Origin of the sequence: Agrobacterium rosae (assembly GCF_002915175.1) — a bacterium.
In the GTDB taxonomy this organism is placed as follows: domain Bacteria; phylum Pseudomonadota; class Alphaproteobacteria; order Rhizobiales; family Rhizobiaceae; genus Agrobacterium; species Agrobacterium rosae.
Map to the genome: position 1 here is coordinate 478269 of NZ_NXEJ01000008.1, position 26221 is coordinate 504489.

The window sequence follows — 26221 nt, forward strand, 5'->3', positions numbered from 1 at the left end:
GAACCGTGAAAGCTTTAACTCCGGGATGGCGCTGGGGTAGCAAACTGCACCACTGGCGCTTTCCGCACCCTCACACAGGCAACGCATGTTTGCCCTCTGAAAGCGAAAGCGCCAGAAGCTCTGAAAGATGTTTGCGAAGAGAAGCAAAGGCCAGCGATGTCCGGTCACGCTTGCGCGGTATGTCCACCTTAACCTCTTGAAGGATACGTCCCGGAAAGGGTTTCATGACGATGATGCGATCCGCCATGATGATGGCTTCCTCGATGTCATGGGTCACGAGCAGCATGGTGGACCCGGCTTCGCTCCACAAATCCACCAGATGGTCTTGCAGGTCGGCACGCGTCATGGCGTCCAGTGCAGAAAATGGCTCATCCAGCAAAAGGACGGAGGGTTTGGTAACAAGTGCTCGCGCCAGCGCGACGCGTTGAGCCTGTCCGCCTGAAAGCTCCTTGATCCAGCGTGCTTCATAGCCGGAAAGACCGATCTGCTTCAGCGCTTTTTGTATCCGGCCGCGCCGCTGTTCAGCATCGAGGGCACGCAAACCGAAGCCGATATTGTCGGCAACCGTTAGCCAGGGGAACAGTCGAGGTTCCTGAAAAACGATGTTTACCAGCGGGTCCGGTTCTTCGAGGCGCTTGTCGTTCAGGCGTATTCCGCCCTGGCTCGGTCGTTCCAGGCCTGAAAGCAGGCGCAGAAGCGTGCTCTTGCCGCACCCGGAGCCACCGATGACGGCAACGACCTCTCCTTCGCGAACAGTCAGAGAGAATGCATGGAGCGCATGCGTTCCGTTGGGATAGACCTTTGAGAGATTGCGAATATCCAGCATCAGGCGGTTCCGCCATGCGTATCCTGCCAGCGCAGGAAAGGCGCCGTCGCCAGAATGAGAATAGTATCGGTTGCCTTGCCGACAAGAGCAAAGATAAGGATGGCGGCGAGAATCTGGTCTGGTTTGCCCAGTTGCTGGCCATCCACCAGCAGATAACCAAGCCCCTCAGATGCGCCCATGAACTCGGCCGCCACAACGAACATCCAGCCAAGACCCAGACCAGACCTGAGCGCCAGCACGTAGTCGGGCAGAATAGAGGGCAGCAAAATCCGCCGCACGAGATCGAAGCCGGAAAGACGGTAAACGCGTCCCACCTCGACAATCCGCCGATCGACGCCGACGACGGCACCGTAAACACCGAGATAGACGGGGAAAAACACGCCAACGCCGATCAGGGCAATCTTAGAGGCTTCGAAAATGCCGAACCAGAGGATGAAGAGCGGCACCCAGGCGATGGAGGGAATGGCGCGCAACGCTTGCAGCGTGGGATCGAGGATCCGTGCGAGCCTCGGCAGAAAACCGGTGAGTGCGCCAAGAACAGTGCCCGCCGCAGCACCAAGAGCAAAGCCGAACAGAACCCGTTTGAGGGTAACCCAGATATGGGTCAGGAGTTCGCCGGAGACCAGCAGTTCCTGCACCGTGGCCAGTATTCTCGACGGCGGCGGCATAAGCCGTCCACCGACCAGACCAGCACGGACAAGAAACTCCCAGCCTATAATGACGACCACTGGAAACACGATGCCCACCAGTGGATGGTCGAGCACCGACAGTCGGCGCTGCCGGTTCTGACGTTTGCCGATGTCAGCTTGCCGCCTCGACAGCACTGTATCCAGCAGAGCCATGATGCGTTACTGGCCCGGTGCCGGTGCGTAGCTTGCGTCGATCAGGCTTGATACATTGCCTTTCACGTCGACATCCGCCTTCACAACGCCGGCCTTTTGCAGCGCAACACCCGCCGCTTCAATGGTGTCGCGCTGTTCATCGCCGATTTTCGACTGGCTGAGATCGGTGCGCTTCAGCTGACGGGCGATCACCGCATCCGGTAGTTTCGTCGCTGCCACCAATGCGGCCTTCAGCTTTGCCGGGTCCTTGCGGGCTTCTTCACGAGCACGCTCGTAAGCTGCCAGTACACGCTTGACGATTTCGGGGTTTTCCTTGGCAAACTCTTCGCGAACGTTCAACACGCCCCAGGTATTGTTGGCAGCGTTGCGATGGAACAGCACGTCACCGTCCTCGATTTCGGCAGATGCCATGATCGGGTCGAGACCGGCCCAGGCATCCACATCACCGCGCTTCAACGCCAGACGGCCATCGGCATGCTGAAGCAGCACGAGCGTCACATCCTTTTCGGTCAGGCCCGCATCGGCAAGCGCGCGAACCAGGAAAATATGTGGATCGGTGCCGCGCGTGACCGCAATTGACTTGCCTTTCAGCTCTTCGACCTTAGTGATGCCCGTATCCTTACGGGTCACCAATGCCGTCCATTCCGGCTTGGAGTAGACATAGACGGATTTGATGGGGTTGCCGTTGATGCGTCCGATCAGCGCTGCGGCACCTGCCGTAGAACCGAAGTCGAGCGAACTGGCATTGAGGAATTCAAGCGCCTTGTTGGAGCCGGCGGACTGAACCCAGGTGATCTTGATCCCGTCCTTTTCGAACTCCTTCTCCAGCAGTCCATCATTTTTGAGCACGAGACTGACCGGATTGTAGGTTGCCCAGTCGATACGGATTTCCGAAATGTCTGCTGCATGGGCCTGCCCCAGTGCCACCAGTCCTGCCAGTGCACCCAGCGCCGACGCAATCAATGATCTCATATCTCGATCTCCAAATTAGATGGTATAATCTCCGGCAAATTCATCTCGTTTGTAATCCGCTTGCTTTCCAAATTTCAGGCGCGGAGAGGAATATCGACCCTGTTACAATGGGCTCGCGTAGTCGGAATATCTCGAAGCAGCGTTCCACGCATTTGACTGATCGTCAGTTTCAGCATCCTGCGGCTCACGTCTTCGGCAGGCCGGGCGGGTTGGTTCGCGATTCTGGCAGGGCTTCTTCCGAAAGTTGCCAGTGCTCCAAAATCTTTGCGTAAGCACCGTTTTTGATCAGATCATTGGTCGCCAGCGTTAGCGCATCCGCCAGACCGGACCCTTTTCGCGTTGTGATCGCCACGTCGGATCTCTCCGGCCAACCGGCAGCAAGCGTGCCGACACGTTTGATGGTTTTGTCGCGTGCCGCTATGAACACCAGTTGAGCATGGGGCTGCACGATGACATCAGCGCGTCCGGCGGAAAGAGCGATGATCCGCGTCGCCTCGTCGTCGTAATATTGCAGCTCGATGGGCTTCAATCCTGCGGCAACATTCTCATCGCTCCATTTGAGGAGAATCCGCTCCTGATTGGTGCCTGCGGCCACGATGATGCGAAGCCCGGCCGCATCCTTTGGCTCCTTTATCGATGTAATGCCACTATCTACTTTTACGAAAAAACCGTGCAGACCCTGGCGATAGGTCGAGAAATCGAATTTCTCCTTCCGCTGCTCGGTTACGCCAACGTTTGAAATCACGGCGTCGTATTTTCCAGATACCAGACCCAACGGCCAATCCGCCCAAGCGACCGGAACGAGTTCAAGCTCCAGGCCAAGGCTATCCGCGATAGCCGAGGCATAATCAGGATCTGCCCCCACCACGGTTTTCGCATCAGTCGCATAGGTGGCGAGTGGTGGCCCCCCGGCTGACACGGCGACTGTGAATTTGCCAGGCGTTACGAATTCGAAGTCTTTCGGAATGGCCGCAGTGGCATCGGCAACTTTTTCGACACGGATACGACCCGGTTGTTCGGGCGACAAATCAAAGACATCACCGGCAGCACATGCCATGCCAGCGCTGAGGGATACCAACGCCAAGCTGGCGAGAACTGATCGAAAACCCAATGCGAGTGTCATGACGATACTTTCGTTTGAAAAACGTTGGATAGAGGGTGGCGCGGGCGGGAGGATGCCTGCGCCACCGGCTGAGTGAGTTGCCTCTCAACTCAGCTTTTCGGCAGACCGGGCGGGTTGGTGCGTGATTCCGTGATCGCTTCTGAGGCGAGGTTCCAGCGGGCAAGAATCTTGGTGTAATTGCCGTTCTTGATCTGCGCATTCAGCCCAGCGGTAATTGCCGCATCGATGCCGGAGCCTTTTTTCGTCGCGACGGCGATTTCCGCCGATTCAGGCCAACCACCGGAGAATGTGCCAACGAGTTTGGTTTTCTTGATCGTCGCCGCCTGATAGGCCGATGTGGCGTTGGGGCCGAGATAGACGTCTGCGCGACCGGACTGCAAGGCGAGATCAAGCACCGCCTGATCGTCGTAATATTGCACGTCGGTGGGCGCCAGACCCTTGGCCTTGTTCTGCTCGATCCATTCCAGCAGGATTTGTTCCTGATTGGTGGCCGCGCTGACGATGACTTTCAGCCCTGCGATTTCCTCCGGCTTGGTAATGCTGGTCACCTTGCTGTCAGCCGCGACGTAAAAGCCGAGCAGATCGTTGCGATAGCTGGAAAAATCGAACTTCTCCTTGCGCGCTTCGGTGACGGTGACGTTGGAGATAACGGCATCGAATTTTCCTGACACGAGACCGAGCGGCCAGTCGGCCCAGGCAACCGGTATCAGTTCGAGCTGAAGGCCCAGGCTGTCAGCCACGAGTTGGGCAATATCCGGCTCGCTGCCAATTGGCGTCTTCGCGTCATTGGCATAATCCCCCAGCGGCAAGCGCGATGGATTGGTGGCCACAGTCAGCTTGCCCGGCGTGACAAACTTGAAATCGGCTGGAATGAGTTTTGCGGCCTCTTCCACCTTCTCAACACGAACGCGACCTTTCTGCTCCGGCGAGAGGTCGATTTCCTGTGCATGCGCCGCTTGCCCGAAGGAGAGAAACGCGGTGATCAACCCGCCACTGATAGCAGACAGCAATATCGATTTAGAAATCATTGAATGTTTCCTTATTGTTTGAATTTTATAGCACTTTTGCAAGAAACTCGGCTGTGCGGGGATGGTCTGGCTTGGTCAAAACCTTCTCCGGTGTTCCCGTCTCCAGTATCCTGCCCTGCTCCATGAAGACGACCGTATCGGCGACTTCCCGGGCAAAGCCGATTTCGTGGGTGACGATGATGAGGGTGACGCCGGAGCGGGCGAGTTCCTTGATGACATCGAGCACTTCATTGACGAGTTCAGGATCGAGCGCAGACGTGGGCTCGTCGAACAGAAGAACCTTGGGCCGCAAGGCTAGCGCACGGGCAATGGCAACGCGTTGCTGCTGGCCACCGGAGAGTTGGCGGGGGTATGCGCCCGCCTTTTCCGCCAGGCCGACGCGAGCCAACAGGTCGCGCGCTTCCGCTTCCGCCTGAGTTCTGGAAATACCACGCACGGTCACAGGTGCTTCGATGATGTTTTCCAGAACGGTCAGATGCGGAAAGAGATTGAAACTCTGGAACACCATGCCGACCTCGACGCGGCGTTTGAGGATGTCCTTTTCTTTCAACTCGTAGAGCGTATCGCCCTTCTGGTGATAACCGACCAGTTCGCCATCAACAGCGATGAAACCGTCATCCACCCGTTCCAGATGATTGATTGATCGCAGCAGGGTAGATTTGCCGGAGCCGGATTGGCCGAGAATGGCGGTGACGCTGCCTGCCGGCACCGTGAGGGTGACATCCTTCAGCACCTTGAGAGAACCGAAGGATTTCGAAACCCCATGGATGGTGACGTTGCCGCCTCGGTTTCCGAGTTGGAAGCTGCCTGAGCGAACAGCGACCGGGCGTTCCAATATCTCCTTAGCCGCGTCAATTCTCTCACTGGCTTCACTCACAGCTGAGCGTGGCCAAACGGTGCGATACAGCGTATTGAAAAAGGATGGCGGCGGATTGCGCAGCGCGCCGCGAGAGAAATGCCGCTCGATGTGATGCTGGATAACGGAGAGAACGGTCAGGATGATGAGATACCAGACTGTCGCCACCATCAGCAGCGGAATGACTTCCAGATTACGGCGATAGATGATCTGAATCGTATAAAACAGTTCCGGCAGGGCAAGAATATAGACCTGCGACGTGCCTTTCGCCATTAGGATGATTTCATTGAAACCATTGGGCAAAATGGTGCGCATGGCCTGCGGCAGAATGATCTTCGAAAACTGTCTGCGGCGCGGCAGACCGAGCGATGCTGCCGCTTCTAGCTGGCCCTGCTCGACGGACAAAATACCGCCACGCACGATCTCAGAGGAAAACGCACCCGCATTCAAGGTAAGGCCGATGACCGCTGCCGCAAACGGCGTCATCAGTTGGGTGGTATTCCAGCTGAAGAAATTGATGCCCGTGTAAGGCACGCCAATCGTGATGGTTTCGTAGAGATAACCGAGATTGTTGAGGATCAGCAGCAGAACGATCAGCGGGATGGATCTGAATATCCAGATATAGGTCCAGGAGATGGCGACCAGCAGTGGTGAGCCGGACACCCGTGCCAGCGCCAGAACCGTTCCAAGCACGAAGCCGAAGAAGGCACCCAGAACGGTAAGGAGCAGCGTCCTACCAAGGCCGACAAGCACAGGCTCGGCAAAGAACCATTCTGCAAATACATCCCAACCCCAGCGTGGATTGCCGAATACGGAATTCAGAACTGCCGCGATGATGACGACGGATGCGATCGTGCCAAAGGTGCGCAGCGGATAACGGGCGGGAACGATGCGAAAGTGCGAATAATCGCCCTTGATTGGCGCTACCTTTCGTTCGTTCACTGCCACGTGCGGAAAATCGGACGCGATGGTCATGAGGCGAGCCTTTCAGAGCTGATCTATGCGTGATGGCTCACGGCACGGGGTGTTATCGCGGTGTCAAAGGACGATGCCGTTGGCGCAACGGAGAGCCACTTTTCGAAGGGCAAGGATTTGATGGTTTGCGGGTCTGCCGTGGTGTCGAACAGCGCCCTGTAACCATTGGAGAGATAGAGGCCCACGGCTTCCGGCTGACGGAAACCCGTGGTCAGATAAATCCGGGCATATCCCTGCCGAATGGCCTGACGTTCAAGCTCGACCAACACCTTTTTCGCCAGCCCCTGACGGCGATGGGCGGAATGTGTCCAGACGCGTTTGAACTCCGCCGTGTCGTCATCGTGGCGCATGAAGGCACCGCCGCCGATGGCTTTTCCATCCCGCAACAGAAGCAGGAAATTGCCATAGGGCGGGCTGAAGGCTTCAGGCGGATATTTGCTCAACTCCGCTTTGGCACCTTCCGCATTGAAAAACGTACCGTAACGGCTGTCATATTCGAACAGCAATTCGTCCAGCAGCGGCTGTGCGAGCGGGTCGAGAACAGATGTATAGAGAAAACTGTCGCTCATGATTTTGCTTCCGGTGTTGAGATCAGGAAAGATAGGCTTCCGCCAGGCGGACCCAGTAACGGGCCGCCGGCGCGATGATGGCGTCGTTGAAATCGTAATGCGGGCTGTGCAGTGAGGCGCTTTCCCCGTTGCCGACGAAGAGATAGGAGCCGGGCCTCTCCTGAAGCATGAATGCGAAGTCTTCACTGGCGGTGCGCGGCTGAAAGTCTTCAGCGATCTGCGACGCGGGGAAATGCCGCTTTGCCACGCCACGCGCGAACGTCGTCTGTGCGACATGATTCAAGACCGGCGGGAAACCGCGGTGGAAATCCACATCCGCCGTCGCGCCGAAGCTTTCGGCCTGGGCTTTTGCCAGCGCTTTCAGCCTGCGTTCCAAAGTCTCGCGGACAGTTTCAGAGAAGGCCCGCGCCGTGATTTGCAACTCAACGCTCTCAGGAATGACGTTGGACGCTGTACCGCCATGAATGGATCCGACCGTCAAAACCGCCATCTGACGCGGGTCGACATTGCGTGACACGATGCTCTGCAGGGCCGTAATGAAACCGGCGGATGCCAGCACCGGGTCAATGGTTTCGTGGGGTTCCGCACCATGGCCACCCTTGCCGATGATGCGGATCGTAGCCTTATCGACGGAGGCCATGGCTGGCCCCTCGACGAAGCCGAATTGACCCGTGGCAACACCTGGCCAATTGTGAAGGCCGAAGACCGCATCCACCGGAAACCGCTCGAAAAGCCGGTCGGCGATCATGGCTCTCGCACCAGCGCCGATTTCCTCGGCGGGCTGGAAAATCAGAGTCAACGTGCCGGAGAAATTCGATTGTTCCGCCAGATATCGTGCAGCGGCCAGCAGGATCGTGGTGTGGCCATCGTGCCCGCAGGCATGCATCACGCCTTGATTTTCGCTGGCATAGGCTAAGCCGGTTTCCTCCACGATTGGCAGCGCGTCGATATCTGCCCGTATGCCGATACGTTTGTCGCCAGTGCCGCGCTTCAGCGTAGCGACGACGCCATAGCCACCCACACCTTCCGTGACCTCATAACCGTAAGACAGAAGGTAGCGGGCCACGACGCTGGAGGTCCGCTTTTCCTTGCGCGACAATTCAGGGTTCCGGTGCAGGTCCCGACGGATCGCGACACTCTCCTCCTGAAAGGCAAGGATTCCCCGTTCGGCGTCGTCACTGGGACGCGCGCCGTCAATGTGGATATTCATGATCGTTATCTCCTGCGCGGCATTCAAACCTGCCGCGCGTCCTTAAAAATCACCCAGCTACGAGGCGATGGCTTTGTCCAAATTCGTTAACTCGTTGGCATAAACGCTTTGTCGGAATGGCAAACCGAGATGATCGCGAAGTGTGGAGCCTTCAAGCTGCGGATCGAAATAGCCACGCTGTTGCAGAACGGGGATGACCAGACGGATGAAGTCATCCAGCCCTTCGGCAATCACCGGAAAGCCCAGAATGAAGCCATCAGCAGCATCGTTCTCTACCCAGCGAATGATCTCGTCTGCGACCTTTTCGGGCGTGCCGATGAAGCCTTCACGTGACGTTGCCGCCTCAAGGGCTGCTTCACGCAGGGTCTGGTTCTTGTCCTTCGCCCGCTGCTTGATGCGATCCGTGGTCGAGCGGAAACTGTTCTTGCCGATTTCGCCCAGTTCCGGAAATGGCGCATCCAAATCATAGACGCTGAAATCGTGATGATCGAAGAAGCGTCCGAGATAGGCCAAGGCATCATCAATGGTGATGAGGTTGCGGATGATGTCGTATTTCTTTTCGGCCTCGTCTTGCGTTTCGGCAACGATCGGGCCGATGCCGGGGAATATCTTTACGTCGGAGGCGGAGCGCCCCTGCGCGACAGCGCTTTGTCTTACCCGCTTCAGGAACGCATGGTTTTCTTCCAGAGACGCGGAATTGGTGAAAACCGCATCCGCATGTTTGCCGGCAAGGCCGATGCCCGCTTCGGAAGAACCAGCCTGAAAGATGACCGGTTGCCCCTGCGCCGAGCGCTGAATATTCAGCGGTCCCTCAACGGAGAAGAAGCGGCCTTTGTGACCCAGCGTGTGCAGCTTTGCCTTATCGAAGAACTGGCCGGTTTCGCGATTGCGCGTGAAGGCATCGTCATCCCAGCTGTCCCATAGACCTTTGATAACCTCGAGATATTCGTCGGCTATCTCGTAGCGAAGCGCGTGTTCAGGATGGTTGCGGCTGTAATTCTTGGCCGTCCCCTCGAGCGGCGTCGTGACAGCGTTCCAACCCGCTCTGCCACCGCTGATCAAATCGAGAGAGGCAAACTGCCGCGCCACCGTAAAGGGGTCGCTGTAGGAGGTGGACACCGTGCCGGCAAGACCGATCTTCGTGGTAACCGCGGCAAGTGCCGAAAGGATCGTCAGGGGCTCGAAGCGATTGAGAAAATGCGGGATGGATTTGTCATTGATATAAAGCCCGTCCGCCACGAAAGCGAAGGAAATGCCCGCCGCTTCCGCCTTCAGAGCATTGTCTTTGAAGAACTGGAAATTGACGCTGGCATCGACCGGGCTCTTGGGATGGCGCCATGCATTCATATGGCTACCGGCACCTTGCAGCATGATACCGAAACGTACTTGTTTTTTGGTCATGTTCCTGTCTCCTGACATCCGTTACGCGGCAGCCGAAAGGCGGTGCGTTGCCAGCAATTCGATTGACGCAAGTCGTTGATCCGCACCGACATGCGGAGGCTCGATGATGAATTCCTCGATGCCGTAATCACTTGCGAGGCGGTGAAGCTGTCTGTGGATATCGACCGCCGTGCCATGCAGCACGTTGGGTTTGCGTTCATCTATGCGATAATCCGTATCGCCGGATTGCCGGGCGAACTCCTCCGCCTGCTCACGCCGACCCAGATTGAACGCCTTCCCATTGCTGAGAAACACCCGGAAAATTCGCTGATTGGCCACCTGCGCCGCAGCCTGCGCAGGATCGTTTGCCGCAAGTGCCGACAAAGCCAGAATGGCGGACCTTCCGCCGCTTTCCGTACGGAAGGTCTCAAGGCTGGAGCGCAAGACTTCCGGATCGCCATTGAGGTGACCGGCAAAGACAAAATTCCAACCCTTTGATGCGGCAAGCTTTGCGCTTTCAGGACTTGCACCCAGCAGAAATCTTTCCGCAGCAACAGGCGGCGCAGGTGTCGCAGCAAGGCCTGCCTGTGCGTTTCCTTCCGCAACCGGACCGGACAGATGCCCATCGAGTTCCGCAAATGCCGTTTCGAAATCCGGTTTGCGTGCCGGATCATAGGCATGTTGCAATGCCGATGTTGCGAGCGGCAGACCACCCGGCGTCTTTCCGACGCCAATATCCACCCGCCCAGGGGCTAGTGAAGACAAGACATTAAAGACTTCCGCTACCTTATAGGGGCTATAGTGCTGGAGCATGACCCCACCCGAACCCACTCTGATGCGAGAGGTTTTCGCCAGAATCCATGCGACGAGCGCTTCTGGTGCAGATCCTGCCAATTCCGGCGAGTTATGATGTTCGGCCACCCAAAACCGGCGATATCCCAACTCTTCTGCGCGTTTTGCGAGATTAAGCGTATCGCGAAAAGCGTTTGTAGCGTTCTCATCGGTGGAGATGGGGCTCTTATCCAGAAGGCTGAGAGAGTACATCGTGACCTCGTCCATTTGCTGATGACCGATTAGTCTACCGATTTACTAAACTAATAAAGGATGTTCGTTCTACGTTTGCGTGTGAACGGAAAAAATATTGTCTTCCGATGGAAGAGCTTTAACAACGCTCGCTGTCGTGTGTTGTGAGGACGGAAATACGACGCCGGCAAAGTCGTCAATGATCTGACGATAGTCTTCCGCCTGAAATTCATAAGGGAGTTCAAGCCGGAACTCGGAGACGAGTGGCAAGACAGGGTCACGCGCAAGCGTTTCGAAAATCTCTTCCGTGGTGCCGACGATATCGGGTAGAAACAAAGTTCGACGGTCTCCGTGGGGCATACCGGTGCGCTTGTCGCGTTGAGCTGCGAACTCCCTATAACGGAGGCGGGTTTGTGGGTCCGCGCTATCGGTTGGCAAAATCACGCGACCAAGTGCGACTCGAGGCTCTCGCTCATGAATCCATTCATGACGAAAACGAGTAATGAGTGCTGCCTGCGCAGTCAGGAAATCGTCGGTGTTTTCGCCGCTGACGATGTTTCCGGTCAGAAGATTGAACCCCACCTGCCCGGCCCATCGCGCTGAACTCTGCGAACCGCCACCGTACCACAGGCGATCAGTCAGCCCTTTTGCAAATGGCCGTAGCCGCGGTACCTGCGCCCCGGCTGCATTGCCTGCATCCGTTCGCACTGAGAGTGGAGCAGACCGCAAGGCCGCCGCTAGTTTTTCCGCCCGATTATGGCTGTAGTCCGCCTCCGGCGCAGGGTCGGTATAGGCCGAAATCAACTGCGCGAAGGGTGGCGCACCAACGGATACGCCGACATTCAATCGTCCATGGGAAAGCACATCAACCGTTGCAAGATCTTCCGCCAAGCGGAACGGGTGTTCGTAACCGAGCTGAATGACAGCCGTACCAAGCCCAATTCTTTTCGTGCGTTGTGATGCAGCAGCGAGAAACGTAGCCGCGGACGAAATACCCCGCTCCAGATGTCGTTGCCGAACGAAAGCCGTGTGATAGCCCAGCTTTTCGCCCTGCTCAAAAAGCCGCAATGTATCCTCCATCCCACGGGCTGGGTCATCATCATCGTAATTCCCTGGAATAAGGAACGAGAACTGACGAATATGGGAGAGAGGCATAGTGAGTCTCCAAAATGAATTCCCGTCATCAGGAGACGGATATTTTATGCAAAGGCTCGATTGTCGGTTACACGGCTTATCTGATTGGGCAAACCCGCTCCTTTGAGGCGATCCATGAGATCGTAACCCTGCGACCAGCGACCAAACCCGCTCGCAACATTGATGTGCCCGACTGAACCGAGATTAATATGGGTGCTGCCCCATAGGGAGCTTGCCAACTCCAGCTCTTCGGCCGTCATGTAAGGATCGTTGTCACTGCCGATGACAGCGCTTGGAAACGGGAGTGGCGAGATCGGAGCCTCACCGAAACTAACGATGCATGGATGCAACGCCTCTACCCGTTCAAGCTGGGCAGGAGCAACGAGAAGAGCACCTCTAATCTTGGTGGCGAGTGGTCGTCCGGCCATGTTGGCAACGAGAATGCAGCCGAGACTGTGGGCGACGACATAGGCATGATCCGTGTTTGCCAACGCCTGCTCGAACGACTCCAACCAGTCTGCCAGAAAAGGGCATTGCCAATTTTCCTGATCGACGAGTCGAGCGCCGGAATCATCCTGCAACCAGTAGTGTTGCCAGTGGTCACTCCCGGACCCGTTGAGACCGGGTACGATCAAGGTGGTACACATGCCTGCTCCTTGGTCCAATCCGCCAAAATCTCAAATGAAGCTGATCACAACATCTTCAGTTCAAAGTCACGCGAAGCCAATAGTGACGTTGCCAGCGCGCTTCACTATTGACATCAGAATGCTCAATTACGGCAAGCAGGTCCACATCTGTGTTTTTCTCCGCTTTATCCATATTAGAAAATCATGCACATATTTTGGAATTCGATAAAAATTTTATTCGCATCAGAGAATATGAAGGGGTAATGCTAGGAAATCATTGCGCCCTCTTCGATCTATTCGCACTCTAGATATAATCGACTAAAGAAGTAGATTATTTCAAGCTCGTGAGAAGACGCAGAAACCTTTTCCTCTTCCGCACTGCAAAATAAACGACGCTGCGTCGTTTTGAGTAATCGTCGCTGACATTCTTCAGGAGGTGAGAAGCAATTGCTTCGAAAGCTTAAGGGGCGACAACAATGAAAAAGATTCTTGGAAACACCATTTCTCTAACACGCCGCGCTGGCTTGACGGCACTGCTTGCAGTTGCAGCAACCGGCTTGACGGGCGTTGCGACAGGCCATGCAGCCGATAAGGCGATCAAGGTCGGCATTATCAGCGGTGAAGACGAAGACGTCTGGCGCGAGGTCACCAAGCAAGCCGCAAAAAGCGGTCTCAAGATCGAAACCATCATCTTCAACGATTACACACAGCCAAACGAAGCGCTGGAGCGCGGCGAGATCGACGCCAACGCCTTCCAGCACAAGCCATACCTCGACAATCAGATCAAGCAGCATGGCTACAAGATCGTACCAGTTGGCTACACCGGTGTATGGCCAATCGGGCTTTACTCCAAGACGCACAAAACTGTGGCTGATCTGAAAGAAGGGGCACAAGTGGGCGTGCCGAACGATCCTTCCAATGAGGGCCGTGCACTTCGCCTTCTTCAGAATGAAGGCCTGATCAAGCTGAAAGACGGCACCGGCATTCTGGCAACTCTGGCAGATGTTACTGAAAACCCGAAGAAGCTGAAAATCAAGGAGCTCGACGCGGGCATTGTCGGTCGTTCCATTGATGATTTGGATGCGGCTGTCGTCAACACGGATTGGGCTTTGAAGGCTGGTCTTGGCCCCGATAACCGCATTGCGCAGGAACCCATTGCCGATAACCCATATCGCAACTTCATTGCCGTCAAACAGGCTGACGAAAGCCAGCCTTGGGTGAAGCAACTCGTCGCAGCCTATCAGAACGATGCCGTAAAGGCCGTTTTCGAAAAGGTTTATCGCGGAACAGGCTTGAGCGCTTACTAACAGCTGAACACACAAAAGCGAAAAGGCGGCGCGGATTTTTCCGTGCCGCCTTTGCTTGCAGGAAAGCATCATGAACAGTCACTACATCGTTCACGCACCACAAGAGGCGATAGAGACCGAGACAGAGGTCGTCCGATTGCACGACGTGCACCGCCGCTTTGGCACGGTATCCGCGTTAGACGGGGTTTCGCTGAGTGTGCGTCAGGGCGAAATTCTTGGCATTATCGGCAGAAGTGGCGCGGGGAAGTCGACGCTCATTCGCTGCCTCAATGGCCTTGAGCGTGCCGACAGCGGCGATATCATCATCGACGGCCGCAAGATCAATGGCCTGCCGGAACGAGAGCTTCAGCCGCTGCGTCGCAAGATCGGCATGATCTTCCAACACTTCAACCTTCTGTCGGCAAAGACCGTTGAAGCAAATGTCGCTCTTCCTCTTAAAATAGAGGGCATGGCCAAGGCTGAGCGGTTGGCGCGGGCGCGCGAAATGCTGGAGCTCGTGGGCCTCTCGGACAAGGCGAAAGCCTATCCAAACCAGCTTTCAGGCGGCCAGAAGCAGCGTGTCGGCATTGCCCGGGCCTTGGCCGCAAAGCCTGCTTTGCTACTGTCAGACGAGGCAACGTCTGCGCTTGATCCTGAAACCACCCGCTCGATTCTTGCCCTGCTCAAGGATATCAACCGCAAGCTCGGCCTGACAATCGTGCTCATTACCCATGAGATGGACGTCATCCGCGCAATTGCAGATCGCGTAGCCGTCATCGATGCGGGCAGAATCGTGGAAGAAGGTCATGTTTGGTCGGTGTTCTCACATCCTGTTGCCGAGATCACGAAAAGTCTGCTCGCCGGCAACCGGCCCCAACTGCCCGAACATGTCAGCCGCAGGCTGGACGAGAAGAACGGCGCTGATATCCTCATCAGTATAGATCTGGTCGGTGCATATGCACAAAGCCAGCTCTTCAACGATCTCGGAAATTCGTTTTCGCGTGGAGTGCGCCTCTTGGAAGGCGGTGTGGAACACATTCAATCGCAGCCGGTTGCCCGTTTTTTCCTGACCGTTCCTCGTTCCGATGAAAGTTTACTGAGGGATATCACCGGCAAACTGGTTTCTGCCGACGCTCGCGTGGAGGTGCTGGGTTATGTCTGACATCATGATCGAACTTCTGATCCGTTCCATTTGGGAAACGTCCTTGATGACCTTTGCGTCCGGCGTTATCTCCCTGATCGTCGGTCTGCCGCTTGGGCTTGCGCTTGTCACAACATCGAGAGGTGGCATCGCCGAAAACCTCTGGATCAATCGGATCATCGGTGCCATCGTCAATGCGTTCCGCTCCATTCCCTTCATCATTCTGCTCGTCGCGCTCATTCCGCTGACGAGGTTGATTGTTGGCACGTCGCTTGGCACCTGGGCTGCGATCGTCCCACTGTCCATCGCGGCCATTCCCTATTACGCCCGCATCGCCGAAGTCTCCTTGCGCGAGGTGGATCACGGGTTGATCGAAGCGGTCCGTGCCATGGGTGGCAATCGCTGGACTATCATTCGCGAGGTGCTGGTGCCAGAGGCACTGCCGGGCATCATCGCCGGCTTTACCGTGACGTTGGTCACGCTGATCGGAGCGTCCGCAATGGCGGGGGCGATTGGTGCGGGCGGACTGGGAGATCTCGCCATCCGTTACGGGTATCAGCGTTTCGAAACCAACGTGATGATCGCTGTCGTCGCCGTTCTGATCGTCATCGTCTGCGGCATCCAGTGGATTGGCGACAAGGCGGCCGCGCGCCTGGATCGGCACTGATCTCGAAGAGGACACGCGCGACAGCAGCGCGTGGCCTCTTTGGTCCTAAACACTCTTTTCTGATGGCGTCCCGTTCACGACTCGATTGACGGCATTTCGCCCCAGCATGGATCGGATCATATGGCTTTGCGGTGCATGAGCCCTCGCCGTGATTGCATCGCGATGGTGGCGCTCAAGATTGTAGTCTCGCCGCAGGCCGCGATTTCCACCCAGCTCAAGCGCAAGATCGGTTATCGTAACGGCATTGTCGATGACGACATGGCGAAGAGCAAATGCATCCGTACCGATCGGAATACCCGCATCAACATCCCGCGCGATCGATGTGAGCAGCCTTTTATTGGCAGTCAGCAGCACTTCGATGTGTCCTATCCCCTCCTGAATCCGGGGAATGGTGGCGAGTGGTGCACCGAGGCTGGACGGCACGTGCGCGGTCAAATGGCGTAGCAGGTCATCGCGGGCAGAGACGGCGACCCCATGATAGACCGCCGAAAGCAACGTGAAGAAGGTCTGGCCATCCGCTTCGTCGCGGCGAAGCGGTTCGCTTGCTGGCTGTTGCGCAACAATGTCAGCCAGCGGCACCTTCACATTCGTCAAGATCAGATCGTGGCTGGCAGTGCCGAACATGCCGGTTGCCTCCCATGCACGGGCATGGCTGATGCCTTGGACATCGAGCGGAACAAGCAGTTGCACGAGGCGAGGCGCGATCTCTTCGGTCAAAGCGAGGACGATTGCCCATTTGAGACCTGGCAGGCCGGTCACGAAGCTTTTGCGCCCATTGACCACCCAGAAATCGCCGTCAATCCGTGCCACCGTTTCCGGCAATCCACCGTGAGCGGGCGACCCGGCACCAGGTTCAGCCTGCGCATTGTTCAAAAGCGCCGGTCCCTCAACGTTCGCAGCGAGAACTTTTGAGGCAAGCGCAGGTGGCCAACGTCCGCGCCTTATGGCGGAATGGACGCTGTAATGCATGGCGAGGATAAGCGCTGTGGAAGGATCGCCGGTTGCGATGGTGGAAATCACGGCCTGCGTGGTTTCCAGACCTTCGCCAAGGCCTTCGTCTTCACGCGAAGTGACCAGCCCCAGAAGTCCGGACTGGAAGAGTGCTGCGAAATTTTCTGCGGCGAACTCTCCGCTTTTATCATAGTCAGCGGCGGTTTCGGCAAAACGCCGGGCCAGATCGGCGGCGATCCTGACAGGATCGACAGGCAGTTCGGAGGGCAGTTTAACGGCGGAGATGGTAGCACTCATGCGACGGCCCTCTTAGCGGCGGCATCGATGAAACGTGCATCGACCCATTCCGCGACATCGAAGTCATTTTCGAGGAAGCCCCATTCATGCAGGAAATCTTTGTAATGGCCGACAGCGGCCACCAGTTCGGCATCAAGGCTTATGCCCAGATGACGATGAACATCGGCCCCATTGGCGGCAAGCACCTGTTCTTCGCTTGCACCTGCCTCGCGCGCGATGAAGCGGCGGGTTTCTTCCGGGTGCTGCTCCGCCCAGTCGGATGCTCTGCGAATGACTGCAATAAGTCGCTCGACAAGATCAGGGCGCTCATCTGCGAGACGCGCATCGACCGTCAGCACACGCGGTGAGCCGGAATTGATGCGTATCTTCGGATCAGGATGGAAACCGAACTCCACCACCTGCACCGCACCGATCAGATTAGCAACGCTAACGCCTGCCGTTCCCTTGACGAAGATGGCATCGACATCTCCGCGCAGCAATGCCGCCACCTCCTCGCCAAAGCTTTGTCGACGCTTCAAGCCAAACAGCGATGGGCCTTCCTGGGAAGCCAAAATCGAATCCTTAATATGGATATCAACCAGTTCCACGTCGTCGCTTTTCAAGCCCTCCAGCGAGAGAGCTGAGACCAGCCCTTTCAGAGCCGTTGCAGCCATGAAATCCACGATGCCTTCAGGCCTGCGCGGCACGCCGAAGCGTCGGCCAACGAGGTCTTTGACGGAGCGGATGCCGGTTTGCGGCAGAGTGATTATGGCCTGAAACTCGTCCGTCCAGGTAATGCCGACGAGGCGCGTGTTGCGGCCTTCGGAACGGGCGCGAATGGGCGGCACATTGCCGCCATGGCGGAAAGACCATTCCAAAGTATGGTTGAAATGGCTTTGCCTGATAGCGCGATCCGGCGAATCTATGATCGACTTCAGGGCGACGCCCACCTCGGCAAATGTCTGTTCCAGATAGCCCAATTGGGCAGCCAGACCGACGGGCGTTGGAACAGGGCAGCGCGTATACCAGATTTCGGAAAGCGGCGTTGTCATCATATGTCCTCGAATTCGAGTGCAAAAGGGTAGAGCGAGACGGCGCGCCTAAAAAACGGAGCGCAAGACGACCCACCGCCGTGGCGATGGGCTCTTTTCGAAAAGGGTCAGGACGTGGCGATATGGGCGAAGGCAAGACTGCCAGCCGCGCCCTCTGCGCCCACGGTGTGATCTGCCAGTCGTTTGTTGTAGATGGTGATCTCCGGCGCGCTGACGATGTCGATCGCGGGGACATCCTCGACAAGGATCTGCTGGATTTCCTTCCACTGCGCGAAGCGCTTTTCAGGATTGATCTCAACAGCAGCGGCTTCGAACAGCGCATCCACTTTCGGATTGCTATAGGCTGCGCCATTCGAGAAAGGCACACCCTTCTTGAAGTTCTTGCTCCAGTAGAGCCGCTGGACGCCAACTGTCGGATCGAACAGATTGCTCATGCCTTCATAAGCAAAATCAAAATCACGGTCGGTGTAGATGCGCTTGGTATAGGTCGCAAAATCCTGATTGCGGACGTTCACCTCCACACCGACCTTCGCCAAGGCCTGACGGATATAATCTGCACCGCGTGGGTAACCTTCGCCGGGGACGTAATCGAGGTTGATGTGCAAACGCACGCCATCTGCGCCACGCTTGTATCCGGCCTCATCGAGCAGTGCTTCCGCTGCCTTGAGATCAATTGGATAGGTTTTGAGGTCGCCGACATACCATTTGCTCAGCTTTGCGCTGATCGGACCTGGAATGGGCGCGCCATAGCCATAATTGACCGTGTTGAAGATGACATTGCGGTCGATGACATGCGCAAAGGCACGCCGCACCCGCACATCCCTAAAGAACTCCTTCTCCATATTGAACTCAACGCGGCTGACGCTGTTGATATATTGGTATCCCTGCGTGTCGAAGACGAGATCCGGCAAGGCCTTGAGACGGTCCAGATCGCTGTAGGGAACGGGCGTGCCGGGTGCCAGATCAATCTCGCCGGACTCAATGGCAATGCTGCGCGCTGCCGAATCCGTGATGAAACGGACAATGAGCTGATCAAGATAGGGACGCGGCTTGTCCCAGTAATCCGGGTTGCGCACATAGACGATGTGGCTGCCGCGCACCCACTCCTTGAACCTGAAGGGGCCGGTACCGACGGGTGCATAGTTGGCCGGGTTTTCCTGAACCTTCGTACCCTCATATAGGTGCTTCGGCACGATGGGCGTTTCGCCAGCGGCGAGTGCGGTAATCAGGTAGGGTGCGGGCTTGGAAAGAACCAGAACCGCCGTCAGTTCATCGGGTGTTTCGACATCCACCAGATTGAGGAAGGTATTGCGTCCGCGCGGATGCACCTCCTTGATGGTCTTGATCGAAAACGCCACATCGGCGGAGGTAAAAGGCTTGCCATCATGCCACTTCACACCGGACCGCAGCTTGAACGTATAACGCAAGCCATCGGGGCTGATCTGCCAATCCGTTGCCAGAAGCGGTTTGGGATTGAGATCGAAATCATAGGTCAGCAAACCCTCCGTCACCTTTGGGGAGACATAAAAGGAATTGGCCGCCGTGTGCGCGATGGTGGTCAACACCGGCGGTTCGGTGGCCAGCAGGAAGGTTGCCGTGCCACCGCGCGCGGGCTCCACCGCCCACGCCCCAACCCCTGAAAGTGAAACGGCACCCAGCGCGACAGAAGCCAGCAGAAACCCGCGTCGTGTCGTTTGATGGAAATCAGTCATGTAACGTTCCTCTCTGCGCCGGCATCGACCGACGAAACTTGCCCCGATGGAAAATTCGTTTCTGGCGAAGACAGATATGAGCACATACGCCCAAGAATCGTCTTTTTTAGAAATTATCTTTCCTTAAGCGGGCTTATATCGCTGTTTTTAAGAAAATAATTCCGATATCTCTTTGACAAATTCCATAAATTTAGTCAACTAATAACCTATTCAAATCGGGCAACGCTGACGCCTGGGACAAAAATGGATGGGAAGCGATGTCAAATTCGAAACGGATTTTATCCCAAGCACGCCGGGTCGCCTTGTCGGCGATACCCACCGTGCTTGGCATCATCATCTTGAATTTCTTCCTGCTCCAGCTTGCGCCGGGTGATGCCGCCGATGTGCTTGCGGCAGAGGCAGGCTCTGCGACCGTGGAAACGATGGCGGAGATGCGCTCCCGTTTCGGTCTCGATCTGCCCGTGCTGCATCAGTTGACGAACTACCTTGGCAATCTCGCGCAATTCAGCCTCGGTTTTTCACCACGATACGGCATGCCGGTTGCCGACCTGATCGGCCAACGACTGCCCGGTACGCTGGCGCTGATGGGCGCGGCGCTGGGCATCGCCATCTTCGTTGGCGTCTTTCTAGGCTCGATCATGGCGCTTTTTTCCGGCAGATTGCCGGATCGGATCATCTCCATCGGATCGCTGATTTTCTACTCGGTTCCCGGCTTCTGGATTGGCCTGATGTTGATCCTGACATTTTCCGTCAAGCTTGGCTGGTTGCCCTCAGGCGGTGACAGCACAATCGGCAGCAGTTTGACCGGCCTCGATGCCTTTCTGGACCGCATCCGCTACATCATTCTGCCGGCACTTTCTCTGGCACTGTACTTCCTTGCCATTTATGCCCGCCTCACCCGTGCCGCCATGCTGGAGGTGAAGTCGCAAGACTATGTGCGCACCGCGCGCGCCAAGGGTGTCTCACCGTTCCGACTGACGACGCGCCACATCCTGCGCAACGCGCTCATTCCCATCACCACCATGGCTGGAATGCATATTGGCGGGCTTCTGGGTGGCGCGGTTGTGGTCGAGACGGTCTTCAGTTGGCCGGGATTGGGGCGCCTGGCATTCGAAGCCGTCATGGCGCGGGATTTCAGCGTGCTGCTCGGCATTCTGCTTCTGTCTTCTTTCGTCGTCATCATCGTCAACGCCGCCGTGGACCTGTTGCAGGCATGGCTCGACCCTCGCATCGGAGAAAGCCGATGAGCTCTTCAAACACCACCGCATTTCTGCAAGCAACCGACATCGCCGCGCAGTCGAAAGCTGAAACCGCCAGCCCCGCGGCCAAAGAGCAAAAGGGGGATCAGAAACCCTGGCCCTATCTGCATGCTCCCGATGCGCTTTCGGCCCGCACGGTCTCCGTGCCCAGAAAGGGCCTTCGGCGGGAACTGAAGATCTTTCTGACGAACCCCAACGCCATCGTCGGGCTGCTTTTTCTGGCAACCGTTATCGTCACGGCGTTACTGGCACCTATTCTCTACCCCGGCGATCCGCTGGAAATGGTGACGCGACCCTTTCTATGGCCGGGACAGAACGCTGCTTATCCGCTCGGCACAGATTCCATGGGGCGTGACGTGATGGCAGGCATCATCCACGGCGCGCGCATTTCGCTCACCGTCGGCGTGGTCGCGACGGTCATCGGGCTGACGATCGGCATCACTATCGGCGCATTTGCCGGATATTTCGGCGGTCTGGTGGACGATATTCTGGTCAAGATCATCGAAATCTTCCAGACCCTGCCGAATTTCGTGTTGCTGGTCGTGCTCGTCGCAATCGCCCAGCCATCGGTCACGACAGTGACGTCCGCAATCGGCATTATCACTTGGCCCATGGTGGCCCGGCTGACGCGCGCCGAATTCCGCGCCATCCGTGAGAAGGACTATGTTCTGGCCGCGCGCAGCCTTGGTTACGGCAATGCGCGCATCGTGTTCAAGGAAATCCTGCCGAATGCTCTGCCACCGATCATCGTGACATCGTCGGTCATGGTTGCCGGTGCAATCCTGATGGAAGCGGCATTGTCCTTCATGGGACTTGGAGATCCCAACCGTGTGTCATGGGGTTCGATGATCGGTTCCGGACGCGATGTCATCCGCACCGCCTGGTATCTGACCGCTCTGCCTGGCCTTGCCATCGTCTTCACCGTGATTTCGCTCAATCTGATCAGCGATGGCCTTAACGACGCGCTCAATCCGCGCTTTTCGGAGGAACGCCGATGACAAAACTGATTGATGTACAGGATTTTTCCGTGGGCTTTGGCGATGCCCAGCCCGTCAAGGGTGTCAGCTTCGGCGTATCGGCTGGCGAAATGCTGGCAATTGTTGGAGAAAGCGGATCGGGGAAATCACTGACCGCGCTTGGATTGATCGGCCTCTTGCCATCACACGCGAAAGTCGGCGGCAAGATTTTGTTGGAGGGTCGCAACCTCTTGTCCTTGTCCGAACGGCAATGGCGCGGCATTCGCGGCAGCGATATCGGCATGATTTTCCAGGAGCCTATGACCTCTCTCAATCCGGTCCTGACCATCGGTGAGCAGATCGTCGAGGTGCTTCGTATCCACGAAAAGATCGACAAGCGCCAGGCACGAAAACGCGCTATCGAATTGCTGGATCTGGTCAATATTCCAGAGGCTGGACGCCGGGTGGATGATTATCCGCACCAGCTTTCCGGCGGCATGCGCCAACGCGTCATGATCGCCATCGGCGTTGCCTGCAATCCAAAGCTCCTGATCGCGGACGAAGCCACCACGGCGCTGGATGTGACGATCCAGGCGCAAATTCTCCAGCTTCTCGACAATCTGCGCCGTGATCTCAACATGGCCGTCATTCTCATTACCCATGATCTCGGTATCGTGGCACAATGGGCGGACAGGGTGATGGTCATGTATGCAGGCCGGAAAGTCGAGGAGGGCTTGCCGGAGCCGGTGTTTCGAAGCCCCTACCACCCCTATACGCGCGGACTTCTTGCCGCTTCGCCGCGCGCGGAAGCGGGCCAGCATTACCGCGATGGGCCACTTCTTGAAATTCCCGGCTCCATCGTTTCGGCAACCGGCGAAAAGGGCTGTTCGTTCAAGCCTCGCTGTCCGGGCGCACGCGGTGTCTGCGGGCAATTCGTACCGCCGCTCAGAACCATTTCCGAGGGCCGACTGGCGGCGTGTCCTTTCGTCAACCCCATAGCTGCGGAGGTCTCCCATGGCGCTTTTGTCAGTGCATAGGCTTTCCACCGAATATGCTGGCGGTCGTGGAACGGTGCGTGCCGTTGATGACGTATCGCTGGAGATTGAGGCAGGTGAAACGGTAGCCCTGGTCGGGGAATCCGGGTGCGGAAAATCATCGCTCGGCAAGTCCCTGATGCGGCTGGTGGAGCCTTCTTCCGGCAAGGTCACCTTCAAGGGTGCCGACGTGACGGCAATGTCATCGTCGCAATTGCGGGGCATTCGCCGTCGCATCCAGATGATCTTTCAAGACCCTTTCGCCTCACTCAATCCGCGCCAGACGGTCCGCACGATCCTCACTGCACCGCTCAAGGTGCACGGGATTGGAGACGGCAAGCGGCAGCGCGAGATTGTCGAGGCAATCGTCGCCCAGGTTGGATTGCCGCCGGATGCGCTTGACCGTTATCCGCATGAATTTTCCGGCGGCCAGCGCCAGCGCATCGGCATCGCGCGTGCTTTGATTCTGGAACCGGAGCTGGTCGTTTGCGACGAACCCGTCTCGGCGCTCGATCTGTCCATTCAGGCGCAAATTCTCAATCTGCTCGTGGAGATGAAGAACCGCCTGTCGCTATCCTATCTCTTCGTTTCGCATGACCTTTCCGTCGTCCGGTATTTTTCGGATCGCGTGCTGGTCATGTATCTCGGCAAGATCGTCGAGAGCGCACCCACGGCGCAGCTGTGGGCATCGCCCAAACATCCCTACACGCGGGCACTGTTGGCCGCCGTGCCGGACCCGGCACGGCGCAAGCAGGCGGCCCCCATTTCGGGCGATCTTCCAAGCCCGCACAATCCGCCCTCGGGCTGTCGCTTTCACACGCGCTGCCCGTTGGCGACCGATCTCTGTCGCGAAACAGCGCCGGAACACCAGCTTTTCGGTGAGAGCCACGCCGTGGCCTGCCACTATGCCTAATGACAATCCAAGGAGTACATAACATGGTCGATTACCGCTATCTCGGGCGCAGCGCGTTGAAAGTCTCACCGCTGAGCCTCGGCACCATGATGTTTGGTGGCCCAACCCCCGACGACGTCGCCTTCCGCATCATCGACAAGGCGCGCGAACAGGGCATCAATTTTATCGATACCGCTGATGTCTATCACGATGGCAAGTCCGAGGAAGTCGTCGGTCGAGGTATCAAGGATCATCGCGATCATTGGGTTCTGGCGACGAAATTCGTCAACTCGCACAAGAAAGGCCCCAATCTCGGCGGCCAGTCGCGCAAATGGGTGATCGAAACCGTCGAGAATTCCCTGCGCCGTCTGAACACCGACTATATCGACATTCTCTATTTCCACCGCGCCGTCTTCGATGCGCCGCTGGAAGAACCGTTGCGCGCCATTGCAGACCTTATTCGCGCCGGCAAGCTGCGCTATTTCGGCGTCTCTAATTTCCGCGGCTGGCGGATCGCTGAAATTTCGCATCTCGCTGACCAGCTTGGCATCGATCGTCCGGTGGCAAGCCAGCCGCTCTACAACATCGTCAACCGCACGGCAGAAGCGGAGCAGCTTCCCGCTGCCAACAATTACGGCCTTGGCGTTGTTTCCTATTCGCCGCTGGCGCGCGGCGTGTTGACCGGCAAATATCAGCCGGGCCAGCAGCCAGGTGCTGATACCCGCGTGGGGCGTGGCGACACGCGCGTTCTGGAAACGGAATGGCGTCCGGAATCGATTGAGATCGCCCAGAAGGTTGCAGCGCACGCTGCGGCCAAGGGCGTCTCGGCAGCGGATTTCGCCTTAGCCTGGGTGTTGAACAACAAGTTCGTCACCGCCGCCATTACCGGGCCGCGCACCGAAGAACACTGGAACGGCTATGTCAGAGCCCTCGACGTGACCATCGATGCCGATGATGAAGCCCTGGTCGACAGCCTTGTGACGACAGGCCATCCCTCGACACCCGGTTTCAACGATCCGAGCCATCCGGTAGAGGGCCGCGTGCCTCGCAATGTCGAGCCTGCACCACGCGCGCCGGTCCAGACCCGCGCCGTCGCCTGATTGCCATCATGACAAAGCCTGCGGCACAAAAGAGCCGCAGGCCAACCGATCCGCTCAAGGACCAAATGCGATGTCGAACGCTAACACAGCCAACGTAGAAACCACCAGCCTGTCCGACGTGCCCAGCCGTGACGAAATCCTGTCGCGTGCCAAAGACATCGCAGCCTTTGCCGCAAAAGACGCCGCCCGTCGCGAGCGCGAACGGGAACTGCCCTTCGACGTCTTTGCCCGCATCAAGGAAGCGAAACTTGGCACCTTGCGCATTCCGAAGTCGAAAGGCGGTCCGGGCGGCTCCATTACCGATTACATCGAACTATTGATGATCCTTGGAGAAGCCGACAGCAATATTCCCCATGCGCTGCGCAGCCACTTCAATTTTACCGAAAATCTCGCGCTTGGCCCCATTGAGCTGGAAGACCGCAGGCATCTGGAGAACGTGCTGTCCGGCAAGCTTTTTGCCGGTGCCAGTACGGAACAGGGCACTAAGCGTCCTGGCGAAATCACCACCCGCCTGAGCGTCGATGGCGACCGTTACAGATTGAATGGCCGCAAATGGTACGCCACAGGAACCGCCTTTGCAGATTTTGGGTCGTTCAGCGCGATTGGTGACGACGAACAACCGATTGGCGTTCTCATTCCGCTGGATCGCAAGGGCATTACCGTTCTTGATGACTGGGACAGCATGGGCCAGCGCATGACCGCCAGCGGCGGTGTGCTTCTCGACAATGTCGAGGTCTTGCCACATGAGCTGACGACGCGCCGACTGGGAAGCCAGATCGGACGTCATTGCTCGGCCATGCGGCAATTGCATCTGGCCGCATCGGCCACAGGCGCGGTGCAAGCCGCCGTGAGAGACGGCATCGAATACGTGATGAAACAGGCGCGCACCACGCTCCACAGCGCTGCCGAAACCGCCAATCAGGACCCATTTGTGCAGAAGACGATCGGCGAACTCAGCGCCGGTGCCTTTGCGGTAAAGACGTTGATCCGTGAAGCGGCGCGCACGCTGGATGTGACGGCTTTGACATTTCAGACGGGTGACGAAGCCGCGATAGAAGCCGCCCTGATCGATGGCTCGCTTGCCACTGCCCGCACACAGATCATCGCCTCTCAGCTTTCCTTGAACGTAGCGACAGCCATTTACGAGCTGGGCGGCGGTTCGGCCACGTCGAGCGAGCGCAATTTCGACCGGCACTGGCGCAATATCCGCACCGTCTACAATCACAATCCGTTGCAGCACAAGGCACGGGTCATCGGTGACTACTATTTGAATGGCACCACTACGCACCTTGCCGAAGGCCGGGTTTTCTGATGATGAGAGTGAAACCGTC

The 26221-nt window shown here is 57.2% G+C and carries 24 protein-coding genes; 9 read left to right on the forward strand and 15 right to left on the reverse strand.

Annotated elements, in window-relative coordinates:
- Positions 1 to 70 precede the first annotated feature (70 nt).
- The 12 genes from CPJ18_RS17960 to CPJ18_RS18015 all read right to left on the reverse strand — a co-directional run bounded on the left by CPJ18_RS17960 (position 71) and on the right by CPJ18_RS18015 (position 12585).
- Positions 71 to 826 (reverse strand): ABC transporter ATP-binding protein, encoded by a 756-nt coding sequence (locus CPJ18_RS17960; RefSeq protein WP_077118296.1) that lies wholly within the window; start codon positions 824 to 826, stop codon positions 71 to 73.
- Entirely contained in the window at positions 826 to 1668 is an 843-nt protein-coding gene (locus CPJ18_RS17965) for an ABC transporter permease (protein ID WP_077118298.1), read from the reverse strand. Before CPJ18_RS17965 ends, CPJ18_RS17960 begins: the two co-directional genes overlap by 1 nt.
- Before the next feature lie 6 nt (positions 1669 to 1674).
- Positions 1675 to 2640 (reverse strand): aliphatic sulfonate ABC transporter substrate-binding protein, encoded by a 966-nt coding sequence (locus tag CPJ18_RS17970; RefSeq protein ID WP_103659555.1) that lies wholly within the window; start codon positions 2638 to 2640, stop codon positions 1675 to 1677.
- A gap of 184 nt (positions 2641 to 2824) precedes the next feature.
- Positions 2825 to 3697: an ABC transporter substrate-binding protein gene (locus CPJ18_RS17975; protein ID WP_407026442.1), complete on the reverse strand. Its 873-nt coding sequence runs from the start codon at positions 3695 to 3697 to the stop codon at positions 2825 to 2827.
- Between the two features lie 155 nt (positions 3698 to 3852).
- On the reverse strand, positions 3853 to 4791 hold the full coding sequence (locus tag CPJ18_RS17980) for an ABC transporter substrate-binding protein (protein ID WP_077118304.1): 939 nt from the start codon (positions 4789 to 4791) through the stop codon (positions 3853 to 3855).
- Between the two features lie 25 nt (positions 4792 to 4816).
- The gene (locus tag CPJ18_RS27475) at positions 4817 to 6622 is read right to left on the reverse strand and encodes an amino acid ABC transporter permease/ATP-binding protein (RefSeq protein WP_077118306.1); all 1806 of its coding nucleotides are present in this window, start codon (positions 6620 to 6622) and stop codon (positions 4817 to 4819) included.
- Between the two features lie 23 nt (positions 6623 to 6645).
- Positions 6646 to 7191, reverse strand: a complete 546-nt coding sequence (locus CPJ18_RS17990; RefSeq protein WP_077118307.1) for a GNAT family N-acetyltransferase — start codon at positions 7189 to 7191, stop codon at positions 6646 to 6648.
- 22 nt (positions 7192 to 7213) lie between these two features.
- Entirely contained in the window at positions 7214 to 8401 is a 1188-nt protein-coding gene (locus CPJ18_RS17995; RefSeq protein ID WP_077118309.1) for a M20 aminoacylase family protein, read from the reverse strand.
- A 57-nt stretch (positions 8402 to 8458) separates the two neighbouring features.
- Positions 8459 to 9802, reverse strand: a complete 1344-nt coding sequence (locus tag CPJ18_RS18000; RefSeq protein WP_103659557.1) for an LLM class flavin-dependent oxidoreductase — start codon at positions 9800 to 9802, stop codon at positions 8459 to 8461.
- A gap of 21 nt (positions 9803 to 9823) precedes the next feature.
- Positions 9824 to 10825 (reverse strand): MsnO8 family LLM class oxidoreductase, encoded by a 1002-nt coding sequence (locus CPJ18_RS18005; protein WP_077118313.1) that lies wholly within the window; start codon positions 10823 to 10825, stop codon positions 9824 to 9826.
- 69 nt (positions 10826 to 10894) lie between these two features.
- Positions 10895 to 11959, reverse strand: a complete 1065-nt coding sequence (locus CPJ18_RS18010; protein ID WP_103659558.1) for an LLM class flavin-dependent oxidoreductase — start codon at positions 11957 to 11959, stop codon at positions 10895 to 10897.
- Between the two features lie 44 nt (positions 11960 to 12003).
- Positions 12004 to 12585 carry an alpha/beta hydrolase gene (locus CPJ18_RS18015; protein WP_077118315.1) on the reverse strand — a complete coding sequence of 194 codons (582 nt, stop codon included), beginning with the start codon at positions 12583 to 12585 and terminating at the stop codon, positions 12004 to 12006.
- 455 nt (positions 12586 to 13040) lie between these two features.
- Here CPJ18_RS18015 and CPJ18_RS18020 point away from each other — a divergent pair, with 455 nt between their 5' ends.
- The 3 genes from CPJ18_RS18020 (at position 13041) to CPJ18_RS18030 (ending at position 15658) form a co-directional block, all read left to right on the forward strand.
- The gene (locus CPJ18_RS18020) at positions 13041 to 13871 is read left to right on the forward strand and encodes a MetQ/NlpA family ABC transporter substrate-binding protein (protein WP_077118316.1); all 831 of its coding nucleotides are present in this window, start codon (positions 13041 to 13043) and stop codon (positions 13869 to 13871) included.
- Positions 13872 to 13941: 70 nt separating this feature from the next.
- Positions 13942 to 15012, forward strand: a complete 1071-nt coding sequence (locus tag CPJ18_RS18025; RefSeq protein ID WP_077118317.1) for a methionine ABC transporter ATP-binding protein — start codon at positions 13942 to 13944, stop codon at positions 15010 to 15012.
- Positions 15005 to 15658, forward strand: coding sequence for a methionine ABC transporter permease (locus CPJ18_RS18030; RefSeq protein WP_077118319.1), 654 nt, complete (start codon positions 15005 to 15007; stop codon positions 15656 to 15658). The genes CPJ18_RS18025 and CPJ18_RS18030 overlap by 8 nt, the downstream gene beginning before the upstream one ends.
- A 45-nt stretch (positions 15659 to 15703) precedes the next feature.
- Here the strand turns inward: CPJ18_RS18030 and CPJ18_RS18035 are convergent, their stop codons facing one another.
- The 3 genes from CPJ18_RS18035 to CPJ18_RS18045 all read right to left on the reverse strand — a co-directional run bounded on the left by CPJ18_RS18035 (position 15704) and on the right by CPJ18_RS18045 (position 19649).
- Entirely contained in the window at positions 15704 to 16906 is a 1203-nt protein-coding gene (locus CPJ18_RS18035) for an acyl-CoA dehydrogenase family protein (RefSeq protein WP_077118320.1), read from the reverse strand.
- Complete coding sequence (locus tag CPJ18_RS18040; protein WP_077118618.1) at positions 16903 to 17937, reverse strand: ABC transporter substrate-binding protein; 1035 nt, start codon at positions 17935 to 17937, stop codon at positions 16903 to 16905. Before CPJ18_RS18040 ends, CPJ18_RS18035 begins: the two co-directional genes overlap by 4 nt.
- 107 nt (positions 17938 to 18044) lie before the next feature.
- Positions 18045 to 19649 (reverse strand): ABC transporter substrate-binding protein, encoded by a 1605-nt coding sequence (locus tag CPJ18_RS18045; RefSeq protein ID WP_077104473.1) that lies wholly within the window; start codon positions 19647 to 19649, stop codon positions 18045 to 18047.
- A 257-nt stretch (positions 19650 to 19906) separates the two neighbouring features.
- Here CPJ18_RS18045 and CPJ18_RS18050 point away from each other — a divergent pair, with 257 nt between their 5' ends.
- From CPJ18_RS18050 to CPJ18_RS18075, 6 genes are all read left to right on the forward strand, one after another.
- The gene (locus tag CPJ18_RS18050) at positions 19907 to 20896 is read left to right on the forward strand and encodes an ABC transporter permease (protein ID WP_077118322.1); all 990 of its coding nucleotides are present in this window, start codon (positions 19907 to 19909) and stop codon (positions 20894 to 20896) included.
- Positions 20893 to 21906 (forward strand): ABC transporter permease, encoded by a 1014-nt coding sequence (locus CPJ18_RS18055; RefSeq protein ID WP_077118323.1) that lies wholly within the window; start codon positions 20893 to 20895, stop codon positions 21904 to 21906. Before CPJ18_RS18050 ends, CPJ18_RS18055 begins: the two co-directional genes overlap by 4 nt.
- On the forward strand, positions 21903 to 22901 hold the full coding sequence (locus CPJ18_RS18060; protein WP_103659559.1) for an ABC transporter ATP-binding protein: 999 nt from the start codon (positions 21903 to 21905) through the stop codon (positions 22899 to 22901). The genes CPJ18_RS18055 and CPJ18_RS18060 overlap by 4 nt, the downstream gene beginning before the upstream one ends.
- The gene (locus CPJ18_RS18065) at positions 22879 to 23811 is read left to right on the forward strand and encodes an ABC transporter ATP-binding protein (protein ID WP_077118326.1); all 933 of its coding nucleotides are present in this window, start codon (positions 22879 to 22881) and stop codon (positions 23809 to 23811) included. The genes CPJ18_RS18060 and CPJ18_RS18065 overlap by 23 nt, the downstream gene beginning before the upstream one ends.
- 23 nt (positions 23812 to 23834) lie before the next feature.
- Positions 23835 to 24890 (forward strand): aldo/keto reductase, encoded by a 1056-nt coding sequence (locus tag CPJ18_RS18070; RefSeq protein WP_103659560.1) that lies wholly within the window; start codon positions 23835 to 23837, stop codon positions 24888 to 24890.
- Between the two features lie 70 nt (positions 24891 to 24960).
- Complete coding sequence (locus CPJ18_RS18075) at positions 24961 to 26202, forward strand: acyl-CoA dehydrogenase family protein (protein ID WP_077118327.1); 1242 nt, start codon at positions 24961 to 24963, stop codon at positions 26200 to 26202.
- Positions 26203 to 26221: the final 19 nt, after the last annotated feature.

Bases quoted from the DNA above. Each gene is read 5' to 3' on its own strand.
- CPJ18_RS17960 (WP_077118296.1), bottom strand. From the start codon at position 826: ATGCTGGATATTCGCAATCTCTCAAAGGTCTATCCCAACGGAACGCAT.
- CPJ18_RS17965 (WP_077118298.1), bottom strand. From the start codon at position 1,668: ATGGCTCTGCTGGATACAGTGCTGTCGAGGCGGCAAGCTGACATCGGC.
- CPJ18_RS17970 (WP_103659555.1), bottom strand. From the start codon at position 2,640: ATGAGATCATTGATTGCGTCGGCGCTGGGTGCACTGGCAGGACTGGTG.
- CPJ18_RS17975 (WP_407026442.1), bottom strand. From the start codon at position 3,697: ATGGCATGTGCTGCCGGTGATGTCTTTGATTTGTCGCCCGAACAACCG.
- CPJ18_RS17980 (WP_077118304.1), bottom strand. From the start codon at position 4,791: ATGATTTCTAAATCGATATTGCTGTCTGCTATCAGTGGCGGGTTGATC.
- CPJ18_RS27475 (WP_077118306.1), bottom strand. From the start codon at position 6,622: ATGACCATCGCGTCCGATTTTCCGCACGTGGCAGTGAACGAACGAAAG.
- CPJ18_RS17990 (WP_077118307.1), bottom strand. From the start codon at position 7,191: ATGAGCGACAGTTTTCTCTATACATCTGTTCTCGACCCGCTCGCACAG.
- CPJ18_RS17995 (WP_077118309.1), bottom strand. From the start codon at position 8,401: ATGAATATCCACATTGACGGCGCGCGTCCCAGTGACGACGCCGAACGG.
- CPJ18_RS18000 (WP_103659557.1), bottom strand. From the start codon at position 9,802: ATGACCAAAAAACAAGTACGTTTCGGTATCATGCTGCAAGGTGCCGGT.
- CPJ18_RS18005 (WP_077118313.1), bottom strand. From the start codon at position 10,825: ATGTACTCTCTCAGCCTTCTGGATAAGAGCCCCATCTCCACCGATGAG.
- CPJ18_RS18010 (WP_103659558.1), bottom strand. From the start codon at position 11,959: ATGCCTCTCTCCCATATTCGTCAGTTCTCGTTCCTTATTCCAGGGAAT.
- CPJ18_RS18015 (WP_077118315.1), bottom strand. From the start codon at position 12,585: ATGTGTACCACCTTGATCGTACCCGGTCTCAACGGGTCCGGGAGTGAC.
- CPJ18_RS18020 (WP_077118316.1), top strand. From the start codon at position 13,041: ATGAAAAAGATTCTTGGAAACACCATTTCTCTAACACGCCGCGCTGGC.
- CPJ18_RS18025 (WP_077118317.1), top strand. From the start codon at position 13,942: ATGAACAGTCACTACATCGTTCACGCACCACAAGAGGCGATAGAGACC.
- CPJ18_RS18030 (WP_077118319.1), top strand. From the start codon at position 15,005: ATGTCTGACATCATGATCGAACTTCTGATCCGTTCCATTTGGGAAACG.
- CPJ18_RS18035 (WP_077118320.1), bottom strand. From the start codon at position 16,906: ATGAGTGCTACCATCTCCGCCGTTAAACTGCCCTCCGAACTGCCTGTC.
- CPJ18_RS18040 (WP_077118618.1), bottom strand. From the start codon at position 17,937: ATGACAACGCCGCTTTCCGAAATCTGGTATACGCGCTGCCCTGTTCCA.
- CPJ18_RS18045 (WP_077104473.1), bottom strand. From the start codon at position 19,649: ATGACTGATTTCCATCAAACGACACGACGCGGGTTTCTGCTGGCTTCT.
- CPJ18_RS18050 (WP_077118322.1), top strand. From the start codon at position 19,907: ATGTCAAATTCGAAACGGATTTTATCCCAAGCACGCCGGGTCGCCTTG.
- CPJ18_RS18055 (WP_077118323.1), top strand. From the start codon at position 20,893: ATGAGCTCTTCAAACACCACCGCATTTCTGCAAGCAACCGACATCGCC.
- CPJ18_RS18060 (WP_103659559.1), top strand. From the start codon at position 21,903: ATGACAAAACTGATTGATGTACAGGATTTTTCCGTGGGCTTTGGCGAT.
- CPJ18_RS18065 (WP_077118326.1), top strand. From the start codon at position 22,879: ATGGCGCTTTTGTCAGTGCATAGGCTTTCCACCGAATATGCTGGCGGT.
- CPJ18_RS18070 (WP_103659560.1), top strand. From the start codon at position 23,835: ATGGTCGATTACCGCTATCTCGGGCGCAGCGCGTTGAAAGTCTCACCG.
- CPJ18_RS18075 (WP_077118327.1), top strand. From the start codon at position 24,961: ATGTCGAACGCTAACACAGCCAACGTAGAAACCACCAGCCTGTCCGAC.